Source organism: Mesobacillus maritimus, assembly GCF_023715205.1.
GTDB classification, from domain to species: Bacteria; Bacillota; Bacilli; order Bacillales; family Cytobacillaceae; genus Mesobacillus_B; species Mesobacillus_B maritimus_C.
Window position 1 is genome coordinate 77,755 of record NZ_JAMBNR010000006.1, and the last position, 13,993, is coordinate 91,747.

Annotated in this window: 12 protein-coding genes; 9 read left to right on the forward strand and 3 right to left on the reverse strand. The window is 39.1% G+C overall.

All coding sequences use genetic code 11. The features are described from left to right. Positions 1–243 precede the first annotated feature (243 nt). The 4 genes from M3182_RS10125 to M3182_RS10140 all read left to right on the forward strand — a co-directional run bounded on the left by M3182_RS10125 (position 244) and on the right by M3182_RS10140 (position 4,988). A complete protein-coding gene (locus tag M3182_RS10125; RefSeq protein ID WP_251557964.1) occupies positions 244–1,032 on the forward strand; it encodes an ABC transporter ATP-binding protein in 789 nt (262 codons plus the stop codon). After that, complete coding sequence (locus M3182_RS10130; protein WP_251425064.1) at positions 1,016–1,771, forward strand: ABC transporter permease; 756 nt, start codon at positions 1,016–1,018, stop codon at positions 1,769–1,771. The genes M3182_RS10125 and M3182_RS10130 overlap by 17 nt, the downstream gene beginning before the upstream one ends. Positions 1,772–1,798: 27 nt before the next feature. Next, positions 1,799–2,812 (forward strand): ABC transporter substrate-binding protein, encoded by a 1,014-nt coding sequence (locus M3182_RS10135; protein WP_251425067.1) that lies wholly within the window; start codon positions 1,799–1,801, stop codon positions 2,810–2,812. A gap of 874 nt (positions 2,813–3,686) precedes the next feature. Continuing rightward, a complete protein-coding gene (locus tag M3182_RS10140) occupies positions 3,687–4,988 on the forward strand; it encodes a M48 family metallopeptidase (RefSeq protein ID WP_251425071.1) in 1,302 nt (433 codons plus the stop codon). Positions 4,989–5,204: 216 nt separating this feature from the next. On the opposite strand, the gene M3182_RS10145 is transcribed toward M3182_RS10140, so the two are convergent. Next, complete coding sequence (locus tag M3182_RS10145; RefSeq protein WP_251425074.1) at positions 5,205–5,441, reverse strand: IDEAL domain-containing protein; 237 nt, start codon at positions 5,439–5,441, stop codon at positions 5,205–5,207. A 195-nt stretch (positions 5,442–5,636) separates the two neighbouring features. Here M3182_RS10145 and M3182_RS10150 point away from each other — a divergent pair, with 195 nt between their 5' ends. Further along, a complete protein-coding gene (locus M3182_RS10150; protein WP_251425076.1) occupies positions 5,637–6,212 on the forward strand; it encodes a competence protein ComK in 576 nt (191 codons plus the stop codon). Between the two features lie 52 nt (positions 6,213–6,264). Here M3182_RS10150 and M3182_RS10155 read toward each other — a convergent pair whose 3' ends face one another. Then, complete coding sequence (locus tag M3182_RS10155) at positions 6,265–6,630, reverse strand: YhjD family protein (protein ID WP_251557966.1); 366 nt, start codon at positions 6,628–6,630, stop codon at positions 6,265–6,267. A 277-nt stretch (positions 6,631–6,907) separates the two neighbouring features. Between M3182_RS10155 and M3182_RS10160 the strand changes: the two genes are divergently transcribed. The 3 genes from M3182_RS10160 to lepB all read left to right on the forward strand — a co-directional run bounded on the left by M3182_RS10160 (position 6,908) and on the right by lepB (position 9,170). Further along, complete coding sequence (locus tag M3182_RS10160) at positions 6,908–7,843, forward strand: LCP family protein (RefSeq protein ID WP_251425081.1); 936 nt, start codon at positions 6,908–6,910, stop codon at positions 7,841–7,843. Positions 7,844–7,936: 93 nt separating this feature from the next. Continuing rightward, entirely contained in the window at positions 7,937–8,554 is a 618-nt protein-coding gene (locus M3182_RS10165; protein WP_251425084.1) for a TVP38/TMEM64 family protein, read from the forward strand. 61 nt (positions 8,555–8,615) lie between these two features. Continuing rightward, a complete protein-coding gene (gene lepB / locus M3182_RS10170; protein ID WP_251425086.1) occupies positions 8,616–9,170 on the forward strand; it encodes a signal peptidase I in 555 nt (184 codons plus the stop codon). Positions 9,171–9,230: 60 nt separating this feature from the next. On the opposite strand, the gene M3182_RS10175 is transcribed toward lepB, so the two are convergent. Then, positions 9,231–10,373 (reverse strand): MFS transporter, encoded by a 1,143-nt coding sequence (locus tag M3182_RS10175; RefSeq protein ID WP_251425089.1) that lies wholly within the window; start codon positions 10,371–10,373, stop codon positions 9,231–9,233. A gap of 135 nt (positions 10,374–10,508) precedes the next feature. Here M3182_RS10175 and addB point away from each other — a divergent pair, with 135 nt between their 5' ends. Further along, complete coding sequence (addB, locus tag M3182_RS10180) at positions 10,509–13,991, forward strand: helicase-exonuclease AddAB subunit AddB (protein WP_251557968.1); 3,483 nt, start codon at positions 10,509–10,511, stop codon at positions 13,989–13,991. The last annotated feature ends 2 nt before the right edge of the window (positions 13,992–13,993 follow it).

Below are 13,993 nucleotides of genomic sequence, written 5' to 3' on the forward strand. Positions count from 1 at the left end.
TAACAGGCTTCTTTGGAAGCCTGTTTACTAGAAAGAGTTCTGATGTCTAAAGGCTCGCCAATTCGGCGAGTTTTCTTTGTTTAAGGCTTTTTTGCTTTTTAAAACCATAATCTTTAAGCAATACTTTTCTTCATTCTTTCTATAATTATATAAGTAATATTGACAAGCTAGCGGAATACAGTATAATTGAGAATATATTTCCGAGTAAACTAATATGTTTTATAAGGATAAGGTGAATTTAATATGTTTATAGAAATTAAGAATATCCAAAAACAATTTATAGATAAAGAAAATAAACCAATCACTGTTCTAAAAGATATTAATCTTGAGGTACAAAAAGGGGAATTTGTCTCAATTTTGGGGCCTTCAGGATGTGGAAAATCAACCTTACTTTCCATTGTTGCAGGGTTAACGAAGGCGAACAGTGGGGAAGTGATTGTCAATGAAACGCAAGTTAGAAAGCCTGGAAAAGACCGCGGAATGGTTTTTCAGCAAGCGGCTTTATTCCCTTGGCTAAATGTTTTGGAGAATGTCACTTTCCCTTTAAAGAAGGAGATGTCCAAAAAAGACGCCAATGAACAAGCAAAGAAATACTTACAAATGGTTCAATTAAGTAATTATCTCCATCATTATCCACATGAACTTTCAGGTGGTATGCAACAGCGCGTCGCGATTGCAAGGGCCTTGGCAATGAACCCAGACACGCTATTAATGGATGAACCCTTTGGTGCACTTGATGAGCAGACTCGTTCTCGTCTACACGGCCAGCTAGAAACGATTTGGACGGAAACGAAGAAGACGATTCTCTTTGTTACCCATAGTATCTCAGAATCCATTAAGCTATCTGATCGGATCATTGTGATGGGAACGAAGCCAGGAACAATTCTTCAGGATATCCGAGTAGATCTACCGCGTCCTAGAGAACAGTACAAAAAGGAAATGCTTGAAATCGAAGAGCATATCATGGGCTATCTAAAAAAAGAAATTGATAAAGTTGTAAGCGAGGAACTAGCCAATGCATCCAACAATTAAACGCATCATCTTTTTTTCTGTCATTATTGCATTTTGGGAAATAGGATCGAGGTTAGAGCTATGGCTCCCTACGATTTTGCCGTCGCCGAGCATGGTATTGGACGCCTTAATAACTGGGTTTGAAGATAAAACATTAATATACGATTTGGTAGCAAGTTTTAAACGACTTGCAATTGGATTAGCGTTATCGCTTATTATTGGTTCGGCATTAGGCGTTTTGTTGGCGAAATCGAAGAGTGCCGATGAAACGCTTGGCACAGTCATTCTGGCTTTGCAAAGTGTTCCAAGTATCATTTGGCTACCACTAGCCATTATGTGGTTTGGAATGAACGAAACATCTGTTATTTTTGTGGTCGTACTCGGAGGTACTTTTGTGATGACGCTTAATATGAGAGCAGGGATGAAAAACGTCAATCCTCTCTTTGTAAAAGCAGCCCAAACAATGGGGGCAACAGGGCTTGATTTATTTGTTCGGGTTGCCTTCCCAGCGTCGATTCCACATGTTGTAACGGGAGCAAGGTTAGCGTGGGCGTTTGCTTGGCGGGCCTTGATGGCGGGTGAATTGCTAAGCACCGGTCCAGGGCTTGGGTACACTCTGCGTTATGCTTCCGATTTCGGTAATATGAGTCTGGTTATTGGTGTCATGATTATTATTGGTGTGATTGGTTATATTGTCGATCAATTAATTTTCCAACGCGTCGAGAAGAATGTTCTAGAACGATGGGGTTTAGAGTCTTAATTATTAAAGAAGAGGGAGAGAAGAGGAATGAAGAAATCACTTCTGAGCTTTTTAGTCATTCTGTTGTTTGCAGGATTGTTAGCTGCTTGTGGTTCGAGTGACAAAGCAAATGGTGAGAAAGAAAAAATAGTTATCGGTTATTTTCCAAATATCAACCATGTTCCTGCGATGGTTGCAAAAGACCAAGGGTTTTTTGAGCAAGAGCTTGGGGACGGAACAATTGTTGAATATAAAACCTTTGCCGAAGGTGGATCGTTTATGACAGCGCTCAAAACGGGTGATGTGGATGCCGGTTTAGTTGGTCCTGGGCCAGCGATGAATAATTATACTACCGGTGCAGATGTGAAAATCATCGCTGGGGCTTCTACAGGCGGAACAGTAATTCTAGCGAGAAGTGATTTAGAGATTGATTCCCCAGAAGACTTTGAAGGAAAAATCTTTATTACACCTGGAATTGGCTGTACACATGATGTCCAGTATGAAACGTATCTTGAAGAAGCTGGAGTTACTTCAGAGCGTATTGGTGGTACGATGAAGCACTTAACTGGAAATCCAGCGCAATATGCTGCGATGCTTGAGTCAGGAAAAGTAGATATTGCTGTAGCTCCTGAACCATGGGCGGCTGTAATTGAGAAAGAAACGGATGCTGAAGTGGTAATTGGCTGGAATGAAGTAAGCTTCGGGGAGACACTACCTGCATCTGTTATGGTTACTTCTGGGAAAGTAGCTGAGGAAGATCCAGAAAAGGTCCAAAAGATTATTGATGCTCATAAAAAGGCGATTCAGTTTATTAATGATAATCCAGAAGAAGCAAAAGCAATTACAATTAACGATGTAAAAGAAACAACCGGCCAAGAACTTGATAAAGAAGTCGTTGATTTAGCTTGGGATCGAATCGGGTTTACCTATGAAGTAGACGAAGAAACTGTTCAGGCATTTGCTGATTCCTCCTATGCTTTGAAATTCCTAAAAGAACAACCTGATTTTAAGAATTTAATCGATAAACAATTTATTCATAATCAAAAGACAGCAAGTAAATAATAGCTTCAAAAACACTTAGAACACGGTTCTAAGTGTTTTTCTTTTTAGAGAGAGTGACGGGGAATTTTTGTAGCTTTATGTGCCGTGATGGGTCACAGAAATGAGCTGCCGGTAAGGTAGAGGATTTCTGTGCCCGTTGTGTTCTCAGAAGAGAGTAACCGGTAAGGTAGAGGGTTTCTATGTGCCCGTTGTGTTCTCAGAAGAGAGTAACCGGTAAGGTAGAGGGTTTCTATGTGCCCGTTGTGAGTTCGGAAGAGAGTAACTGGTAAGGTAGAGAGGTTCTATGTGCCCGTTGTGGGTTCAGAAGTGGGTAAACGGTAAGGTAGAGAGGTTCTACGTGCCCGTTGTGAGTTCGGAAGAGAGTAAACGGTAAGGTAGAGAGGTTCTATGTGCCCGTTGCGGGTTCAGAAGTGGGTAAACGGTAAGGTAGAGAGGTTCTATGTGCCCGTTGTGAGTTCGGAAGAGAGTAAACGGTAAGGTAGAGAGGTTCTATGTGCCCGTTGCGGGTTCAGAAGAGAGTAAAAGGTAAAGTAGAGGGTTTCTACGTGCCCGAGCGAGCACAGAAATGAGTTGCTGATAAGCTAGAGACGCTTTACGTACCCGTACCGAATTCTGTAGTGCACTACCGGTTTCATAGCGGAACCCTAAATACCCATAACGCTTTGAAAAAGTTCACGTCGCGATGTCGGATCAATAACCTGAACTTACTGCTATTTAATTTATTGAAAACCAAAGCATCAGGTGTTCTTTGAGTACATTCTACTTCAAATTTCTACAATCTTATGTTGAAGAAAAGCTCGTCAAGTTTGTTCTATTTTAGCGTATTAAGACTAAAATAGTTATGAGAGGTTGTACGAAAAGGAGGGGATTTAATATGGCAAGGAAAATGGGTTTTTTTGCAGTACTTGCCTATGTTTTATATGGTTTCATTATCTATTGGTACCTGTTTTACCTAGCCGATGCAAGCTTGCCTTTTGAATTTCAAGGGTCCAGTGCGGATCCTGCTACGTTTTTAAATAGTAGGGAGCTTATGCTTAGCGAAGAATATTCCCAAATCCGTAACCTTTTGTTTTTCTTATCAACCCCATTGGAATGGCTTATCTATTTTTTAATCCTGCTTTTAGGGTTATCGAAGGCATTCGACAAGTGGGCAGTGGACACAATGAAAAACAAACTAGGACGAGTGGGGATTTATGTATTTTGGCTTACGTTATTTGCTTATGTTGCAACGTTGCCAATTGGCTATCTCAGCTATCATTTATCCAAAACGTATAATATTTCTACGCAGGGTTTTGCTTCCTGGATGAAAGATGAATTGATTGATTTTTGGTTGAACTTTGGCATGATGTTTATTATTGTACTGGTTCTTTATTGGTTGATGAATAAAAGTAAACGATTTTGGTGGTTGTTTGCTTGGATGTTATCCGTACCGTTTACCCTATTTATGATGTTTTTACAACCAGTTGTCATTGATCCGTTGTACAATGACTTTTACCCGTTGAAAAACAAAGAATTGGAAGCTAAGATTTTAAATCTTGCTAACGAAGCAAACATCCCTGCTGAGCATGTGTTTGAAGTAAATATGGCAGAAAAAACAAATGCCTTAAATGCTTATGTAACAGGAATTGGTTCCAATTCAAGGATTGTGCTCTGGGATACAACGTTGAACCGTTTAAATGATGATCAGATTTTATTTATAATGGCTCATGAAATGGCTCATTACGTTGAAAAGCATTTGTATATTGGAATTGCCGGATACTTACTTTTGTCACTACTTGGCTTGTATCTCACTTACCGACTAATGAATTGGGCCGTTGCCCGTTGGGGAAAAGAGTTCAAAATTGACAGGGTTGGAAGCATTCGGTCATTTCCGTTGTTTCTAATGATTATATCCATGTTAGCTTTTGCTTCGAGTCCCTTCTCTAATGCTGTCTCTAGGTACCAAGAGACGAGAGCGGACAACTATGCGATTGAGATGACTGATCACCCTCAAGCGGCAATCACCTCTTTCCAAGAATTAACAAAGGCTGGGTTAAGTCAGGTGAATCCGCCTTTACTTGTGAAAGTTTTCCGCTATGGGCATCCAACCATGCTCGAACGTATTTCTAGAATGGAAGAGTACGAAATTCAAAAAAGAAATCAAGAGTGGGAAAAGCAAGCCACGGAAGAAAATTAGTTCGCGTACAAAGAATCCCCGGTAATAGCCGGGGATTCTTTGTTGTTGAGGAAAGTAAATAATGTGAATATCTTATAGCCAAGTTAGTAAGGTCCAAACTCAGTGTTTAGCGACTTGTATAGTGGCCAAACAGGGGCTTTGTTAATAGGGAAAGGTTTCAAATGATTGACGGCTCTGTCTTTGCCTTAAGGTTCGCTATTTGGAGATTTAACATGATTAGGTGCCAAATTGTTTATCAAGTGCCTTTAGCTCTTCTGTTAGTGATAAGAATAAGGGGCGGTTTCGATCATCAATAGCTTTGTCAATTTTCGTTAGGAGTTTTTCTTTTTGGTTCTTGAGCTGAATTTCAGAAATGAGCATTTCAACATATAAGTCCTGTACAAACGATTCTTTTTCTTTAATTCTTTTTAATACACTGGCCTTCATGAGTTCAGAATAAGACTTCTCCTTCACTGATTTCACCTCTTTGACCTTTTTTATATTATATGGAAGTCAAGGAAGATAATCAACAAATTATTTTAATTTTTGGAAAATTTTATTGTGGTAATTATGTATAAATTTAGAACTTTATATTCCAGCTATTTTCTTTGCGAAAATCAATGCTATGATTTAATTTGGGTAAACTGCCCAGATAAGGAGATGAACTGCATGATTATTGACCAGAAAGATTTAGTAGATGAGTATGAAATAAATCCTTTTACAATGTTGATTCTTCCGTTTGAAGTCGAGAACAAAATGTATTCAAAGATTGTTGAGTATGAAAGAGTCTATTTTTCACCGTTAAAACCGACTGAAGTAGTCAAAAGGGGATGTGAATACAACCTCTCCGATTATAACGCCAGTAAAAAGGTTACGCGTAGGCTGACTAGAGTAACTCATAAAGCCCCTATCGCGGTGGATCCTTCAAACTCGGTCTTTCTGCTACCTACTAAGTCACCATCTAAACCGAACTGTATCTGGGTTTCTCACGAGCATGTACTTGACCACAAACGGAATGATGCTCACAGCACGAGGGTAACTTTTCGAAATAAAGAAACCTATGTGCTCCCCATTTCATATATTTCTTTTGAAAAGCAATTATTAAGAACAGCAGAATTAAGGGCAAAGGTACTTCAAAAAATAAAGGAAAATGAGCGTAGAGCAGAGTATATCATCTATGGTCGGCGCTTAACTCAAGAGAGAATGGCTTTTATGGTTGGCGAACGATATCGTTATGATGATTAGGAAGTGATGACCCTGTGCAGATAAGCAGGGTCTTCCTTTTTAATTCAAGACTTTAAGATGACATACCGCGATTTAAGAGATAATCGGTCATTAGTTCTTGCACTTTATTCCGTATCCGCGGATTAAAATAATTGTGTTGTTCCTCATAGCCTTTATAAAGAAAAAGGTACATAGTGAAGGCTTCATCTTGTTTCAGCTTTTCTACTTTAAGGCTGTTTTGCTTCATATAACGTTTTACATTAGCCAACTTCAATTGAATAGCCCTCATTGTTTCCTCAATTAACTCGAGATATGGTTTTTTTAACTTTAGTGAACTGTTTTCAATAATTTGAATGTCCCGATCGAGAATCGTTAAGACCATTGGGAGATATATCGCTTGTTCAAGAATATCTCGGTCCTGTTTGCTTATTCTAGTCATGTTTCTAAATCCTCCTACAATAAGAGAACGTTTGTTCCTAATTTATGTTACATGATGGACTAGGCCGGATTCAAGTGTTTTTGTAAACTTATTCTATAAATTTTGTTATAGGAGGCTTTTAGATGCATTTATAATCATAAAAAGGAAGAATCATGGAATAGATGTAGGATAAGAATAAGTAATATAAAGGGACAAGGTAATTTAGTTTTACATTCCTAAGCAAGGATAACAAAGAAGCGAAACCTACAACGTTACTTAATAAGCTAGGAGGAATGAGATGCGTTCAGATCGACATATAGGAAAGAAATCAAAGAAGCGACGATTTTCAACTGCTTTCATTATACTGTTCCTCCTTATTGGTGCAGTAGCTTTTTATAGTGTCATTCAATATCGACAAGGATTAAAGGGCTCTCAACAAGAAGCCGGTGATACTAAAGAAGAGTACAGTTTTAATGGCGAGCGCGATAAAAATGGGTATACAAATATCTTGCTTCTTGGGAGCGATTCAAGAGGAGAAGCGGTGTCAAGAGCAGATACAATTATGATTGCCAGCTATAATCCTGATACAGGATCCTATAAGCTTGCATCCATTATGAGGGATACCTATGTAAATATTCCTGGATATGGAATGAACAAGATCAATGCTGCTTTTGCATATGGAGGTCCTGAGTTACTGAGACAAACAATTAAAGAAAATTTTGAAGTTGACTTAAAGTATTACGCTATTCTTGATTTTGAAGGGTTTGTCCGATTAATTGATACAGCCTTTCCAAATGGGGTCGAAATCGATGTAGAAAAGAGTATGTCAAAGGATATAGGGGTAACGCTTGAGCCTGGGATTCAAAGGCTAGATGGCGAACATCTTTTAGGATATGTTCGGTTTAGACAAGATGCTGTCGGTGATTTCGGTCGGGTAGAAAGGCAGCAAAAGGTTATTCGTGAGATAGGGGGTCAACTTGCTAGTGTCCAAACTCTTCCTAAATTACCAAAAATGGTCGGAGTAATTACGCCATATATCAATACGAACATGGATACAGGAGACGTTCTTTACATGGCCCGAGGTTTTCTTTCATCAGATGGACGGGATGTTCAAACTATGAGAGTTCCAGTTGAAAATACGTTTTACAATCAAAGAGTAAGCGGGGCAGGCGCTGTGCTCGCAATCGATTTAGAGGCAAACAAACAAGAATTGAATGAATTTTTAGCGAAATGAGTTTGAATCTTTTTCAATTAATTTGGAAAGGTGTAAAATATAGATAGAATGATTGTAAATTAGTTTGAGTTCATCAGGGAAAAGGAGATTTCAATGGATTTTGAGTCAATTAAGGAATGGTTCGCATTAGAGAATATAATGGATTTAATTGGTGAATATCGTGCGTTGGGACCGATTCCGGGTATTCTCCTTCCAATGATTGAGGCTTTCTTTCCTTTTTTGCCACTAGTATTGTTCGTTATGGCTAATGCTAACGCCTTTGGTCTATGGTTTGGTTTTCTCTTTTCTTGGATTGGAGCTTGCGCAGGAGCGATGCTCGTTTTCCTTTTGTTTCGAAAGTATGGCCAAAAGCGGATTCTTCGGCTTTTGCAAAAGCACAAACAAGTTCGAAAAGGGATGAATTGGATCGAACGACATGGTTTTGGTCCATTGTTTTTATTACTTTGTTTCCCATTTACCCCTTCTGCCATTGTCAATATTGTCGCGGGTTTATCGAAAATTAGTCTGCCGCAATATATGCTTGCTGTCATGGCTGGGAAAATGGTAATGATATTCACCATCAGTTTCGTTGGACACGATATCCGGTCATTATTAACTCAGCCAATTCGAACAGCGATTGTTCTCGTGATTATTTTCGTTCTTTGGTATGTTGGAAAAATAATTGAAGTAAGAATGAATATGACTCCAAATAAAGACCATAATGGAAAATAATCACATCATTGATCAGTCTCCTGAACGGAAAAACTCTGGTGGAAGAGGTGGGAGATCGTTTATGAAAGAAGAATGGAGAAATGAAGGGGTTGAATGGTTTAAGGCTTTATCCTTAGGAATCATTGTATTTGTAGCTATTCGGACTTTCTTTTTTTCTAACTATGTTGTAGAAGGAGAATCTATGCTGCCAACCCTTGAGGATGGAAACAAGGTAGTGGTTAACAAAATTGGCTTTGAGGCAAATGATTTACAGAGATTTGATGTTATCGTTTTCCATGCAAATGAACAAGAGGATTATGTAAAACGTATTATCGGACTCCCAGGAGATACAATTAATTATCGTGATGATCAGCTTTATATTAATGGAGAGCAAATCGATGAACCTTTTTTAGAAAAGTACCGCTCAAAACTTTTTGGAGGAGTCTTAACAGGAGATTTTACACTTGAGGAAGTTACTGGGAAGGTGACCATACCTGAGGGGTATATATTTGTCTTAGGTGATAACCGGAGGGGAAGTTGGGATAGTCGCCACTTTGGCCTCATCGCTGTGGAGCAGATAGTAGGAAAGGTGAATTTACGTTATTGGCCCTTGGACGAAATGGATGTATCTTTTTAATGAATGAGGGTGGGAAGCAACCTAGAAAGGGGCTTCCCACTTTTTCTTTTTCCAGAATAGTCAACTTCCAATTTTTAGGTTTTTAATCAGTTGACACAGCCAAAGATTCAGTAAAAACAACATGCTCAAAACGATTAGGATCTGATGAAAAGATGCAAAAGAGGCTAGCGAGGGTCCTAGGCTTGCACCTATTAATAAAATAAATGAATAAAGTGAAAGGGCCTGGGAGCGCTTTTTTTCTACAAATGAACCAATTAATGTTATAACAGTAGGGATTACAAGTGAAATGGATGAGATGAAAAGAATCGAAAATACGATTAATTCCGCTGTACGATGATAGAATAGCATGGCAATGAAACTTAAAATACCAATGATGAAACCCGCTTCTAACGTTTTCAATTCACCTAATTTCTCGATGAATTTTCCTGTGAAAATAGAAAGTGTAGCCCCAATCAAGCCTGCAGTTCGAATCATGAAAAGGTCCTCGTTCGCACCAGGAAAATAGCGATTAAGTGCATCATAAAAGGCGATGACGGAAAATAGTAGGGAAAAAGTGATTACGTAGCACTTAGCTAACAGCGAGTCCTTTATTAGAGAAAAATAGACAGCTAAGACTGGCTCTTTTTTCATTCGATTTATAGGAGAATCAGCCAGAATAATGAAGGCGAGGACAAAAAGTAAAAGGTAACAAAATGCAAAGAAGAAAAACACACTGTTCCAAGAGAATTGGTAGGACAGTAGGGAACTTATTAATTGACCGAAAATCCCCGCAATTAAAAACCCAGTATTAATCAGCACGACTAATAAAGTACGTGGTTTTGTCGGAAACATCTCAAATGAATAAGCGAAGACAACCGAAGCGAAGGAGGCTAGCGTGAATCCTTGTATAGACCGAGTCAACCATAAGGTGATAGCGCCGGTAGCAAAGCCAACAGCAAAAGTGGTGACTGATGATATAAGTAAGCCGTAGACTAGGATTTTCTTACGACCTACATAATTCGAAATCGGTCCAAACGAGAGTAGTCCTCCTGCATAAAAGAGAGTGAATAAGCTTCCGGCAATAACCACATCTACACTAGAGATATCAAGGTCTATAGCTACGGCTTCATAAATGGGAATAAGTGTATAAATATTGCTTGCAACTAAAATAGAAATAAGCGTTAACAGAGTAAAAGCATACTTCTTCCGTGTGAATGTGTTCATAGAATCACCCAAGATAATGTATGCATTTTCCTTAGCCGTTGTAGGTTGTTTTGGAAATAATTATGGTCAAAAAATCGTAGGGTGTTATGTTATCATCAAGTATAGAGATTTTAGGTAGGGATGGGAGGAACATCGATGTCTGTTCGAATGATACTTGGCCGGTCTGGCAGTGGAAAAACAGAGCTTTGCTTAGAGGAAATTAGGGATAGGCTGAGGGTAGATCCAGCAGGTCCTCCAATTATTTATTTAGTTCCTGAGCAAATGTCGTTTTTATCAGAATACAAGCTTGCAACCACTTCGGGACTCGGAGGGATGATTAGGGCCCAAGTGTACAGTTTTCCAAGACTAGCATGGCGAGTTCTCCAAGAAACAGGAGGGTTTACGCGTTATCATCTTACAAATGTCGGAACGAGTATGATGATCCGCAAAATCATCGAGGAGAAAAAAGACCTGTTAAGCATTTTTCAGCGGACAGCGGATAAAAATGGATTTGTTCAGCAACTAGAACAAATGCTAATTGAATTTAAACGGTATGCTGTTCAACCTGAAGACTTAGCTAAACAAAAGACTGAAACAGAGGAAAAAGCGCTTAAGGAAAAGTTACATGACCTTGAGCTTATTTACCGTCAGTTTGAAGATGAGTTAATTGGAAAATACCTTGACTCAGAGGATTACTTTCGACTGCTTGCTGAGAAGATCCCAGTCTCTGAATACTTAAAAAACGCTGAGATTTATATTGATGGTTTTTATTCATATACTCCGCTTGAATTGTTAATTATTGAACAACTAATGAAATCATCGAAGCGAGTAACGATTACTCTTCCGCTCGATAAACCTTTTCATCAATATCGACCAAGTGACTTAGACTTATTTCGGTTGACTGGAGAAACTTGTCAAAGCCTCTATGAAATTATGCAGCTAAATGGGATCGAGCGCGAAGAGGATGTTGTTCTTTCTAATCAATATCGTTGGAACAATGATTCTTTAAAACATTTAGAAACCCATTTTGATTCTCGACCAACGCGAAAGTTTGACGGTGAAACACATGTGCATATCGTCGAGGCTGCTAACCGTAGAGCAGAGGTCGAAGGGGTCGCACGGGAAATTCGTAAGCTTGCAAGAGAAAAGGGATATAGGTACCGAGATATTACAGTGTTGATACGGAATGAAAGTGATTATCGGGATCTCCTTGAAACTGTGTTTACCGATTATTCGATACCGTCTTTTATTGATCAAAAAAACACAATGTTAAATCATCCACTGATTGAACTCATTCGCTCGAGTATAGAAACGGTACTGGGAAACTGGCGCTATGAACCGATTTTCAGAGCAATCAAGACAGATTTGTTATTTCCATTAGGAAGTAATGTGGAGAAATCAAGGGAACACATGGATATTCTTGAAAACTACGTCCTGGCTTACGGGATTAAGGGAGATAAATGGACAAGGAAAGACCGATGGATTTACCGGAGGATTAGAGGGCTAGAGTTTTCAACGAATACCCAAACAGATGCGGAAAAAGAAACCGAACAGTTACTGAACGATTTAAGAGCGATGGTGACTGCTCCGCTTCAACGTCTTGCTCGCAGGCTAAAGCGCGCAGATAATGGTCGGAAATTATGTGAGGCCATTTACTTATTTCTTGAGGAACTCAATATTCCTTCGAAATTGGAAGAATGGCGTATTCAAGCTGAAGCAAGCGGGAAACTTGTAGCGGCACGAGAACATGATCAAGCCTGGAATTCAGTGGTGGATTTGCTTGATCAGTTTGTTGAAATTATGGGTGAAGAAGAAGTCAATACGCGCCAGTTTCTGTCTATTCTCGAAGCTGGATTTGAGTCAATGAAATTCTCGTTAATTCCACCTGCAATGGATCAAGTCGTTGTGGCCAACCTAGAAAAGTCCCGACTTGCTGATATTAAAGTTGCCTTTGTTGTCGGTGTAAATGAAGGTGTTTTACCAGCGAAGATGTTGGATGAGGGCATTTTTGGAGATGATGATCGAGAAATTTTGTCACGGGAAGGGCTAAAGTTAGCGCCGTCGAGTAAAAAGCGCCTACTTGATGAAGCCTTCTTTGCTTATAAGGCATTTACCACACCGTCAGACGCTCTTTATGTCTGCTATCCAATTGCAAATGAAGAAGGAAAGGCGTTGATTGCTTCTACTTATATAAAGCGATTAACGGATTTATTCCCTAATCATCAGAAACATGTTTTCGCAAATGACCCATCAGAGCTATCCGAACTTGAGCAATTAGAGTACACATCGGGAGAAAATACAGCTCTTAGCTATTTAGCAGCTCAGCTTCAATTGAAAAAAAGAAATTATCCGATTTACGATTTTTGGTGGGACGTTTACGACTACTATATGGAAAATCCCCGCTGGCGAGAGATTACGAATAAAGTCTTGTCCAGTTTGTTTTACGAAAATAAAACAAAACAGCTCTCCACAGAGACGACAAAGGAATTATACGGAGAAGAAATTGAAGCTAGTGTGTCGAGAATGGAATTGTTTAATAGTTGTGCTTTTTCCCATTATGCACAACATGGGCTTAAACTTCGTGACCGACAAATCTTCCGATTAGAAGCTCCAGATATTGGGGATTTATTTCATGCAGCATTAAAGCATATCGCTGAAACGATTATGGAAGAGAATATTTCTTGGGCAAAACTTACTAGAGATCAAGTCCAACACTTAGCCAAAGATGCAGTGGAAATGTTAGCACCGAAACTTCAAAATGAAATACTTCTTAGCTCCAATCGTCATCAATATATCAAACAAAAATTGCAGAATATAATTAGCCGCGCTTCGATGATTATGAGTGAGCATGCAAAAGCCAGTGGATTTTCTCCAGTCGGTTTGGAACTTGGTTTTGGTCGGAAAGGAACGCTACCTCCATTAGGATTCACGTTGAAGAACGGGACAAAAATGGAATTGATGGGTCGAATAGACCGTGTAGATAAAGCAGAGGATGAAAAGGGTTTATATTTAAGAGTGTTAGATTACAAGTCTAGTGAAAAGGATCTTAATTTAACGGAAGTTTATTATGGACTTGCGTTGCAAATGTTGACATACCTTGATATTATCATCAGTCATTCGAAACAACTCGTAGGCAAGCAAGCCGACCCTGCAGGTGTTCTTTATTTCCACGTTCATAATCCAATGATTAATACAACGAAAATTTTAACGCTTGATGAAATTGAAGAAGAAATCATGAAGCAATTTAAGATGAATGGATTACTACTGGCAGATCAAAACGTGATTCAGCTAATGGACAAGTCAATTGATAGTGGTATAAGTTCCCAAATCGTTGCGGCAGGGTTTAAAAAGGACGGAAGCTTGACGAAGACGTCTAAAGTAGCTAGTCGAGAAGAATTTGAAAACCTAAGGCAATTTGTACGGAAGAAATACGAGGACACGGGGAACGAAATTATTAGTGGTGTTGTCGACATTGCTCCATTTAAATTAAAGGATCGTCTACCTTGTACTTTCTGTCCATTTAAGTCTGTTTGTCAGTTTGATCGCTCACTTGATTCAAATGAATATAGAAAACTAGCTCCTAAAAGTAAGGAAGATATCTTAGAGGCAATGAAAAAGGAGGGGATGAACCTTGGCTAAAC

What these genes read in the sequence shown, in the direction of transcription:
- M3182_RS10125 (WP_251557964.1), top strand. Translation starts at nt 244, where the DNA reads ATGTTTATAGAAATTAAGAATATCCAAAAACAATTTATAGATAAAGAA.
- M3182_RS10130 (WP_251425064.1), top strand. Translation starts at nt 1,016, where the DNA reads ATGCATCCAACAATTAAACGCATCATCTTTTTTTCTGTCATTATTGCA.
- M3182_RS10135 (WP_251425067.1), top strand. Translation starts at nt 1,799, where the DNA reads ATGAAGAAATCACTTCTGAGCTTTTTAGTCATTCTGTTGTTTGCAGGA.
- M3182_RS10140 (WP_251425071.1), top strand. Translation starts at nt 3,687, where the DNA reads ATGGCAAGGAAAATGGGTTTTTTTGCAGTACTTGCCTATGTTTTATAT.
- M3182_RS10150 (WP_251425076.1), top strand. Translation starts at nt 5,637, where the DNA reads ATGATTATTGACCAGAAAGATTTAGTAGATGAGTATGAAATAAATCCT.
- M3182_RS10155 (WP_251557966.1), bottom strand. Translation starts at nt 6,630, where the DNA reads ATGACTAGAATAAGCAAACAGGACCGAGATATTCTTGAACAAGCGATA.
- M3182_RS10160 (WP_251425081.1), top strand. Translation starts at nt 6,908, where the DNA reads ATGCGTTCAGATCGACATATAGGAAAGAAATCAAAGAAGCGACGATTT.
- M3182_RS10165 (WP_251425084.1), top strand. Translation starts at nt 7,937, where the DNA reads ATGGATTTTGAGTCAATTAAGGAATGGTTCGCATTAGAGAATATAATG.
- lepB (WP_251425086.1), top strand. Translation starts at nt 8,616, where the DNA reads ATGAAAGAAGAATGGAGAAATGAAGGGGTTGAATGGTTTAAGGCTTTA.
- M3182_RS10175 (WP_251425089.1), bottom strand. Translation starts at nt 10,373, where the DNA reads ATGAACACATTCACACGGAAGAAGTATGCTTTTACTCTGTTAACGCTT.
- addB (WP_251557968.1), top strand. Translation starts at nt 10,509, where the DNA reads ATGTCTGTTCGAATGATACTTGGCCGGTCTGGCAGTGGAAAAACAGAG.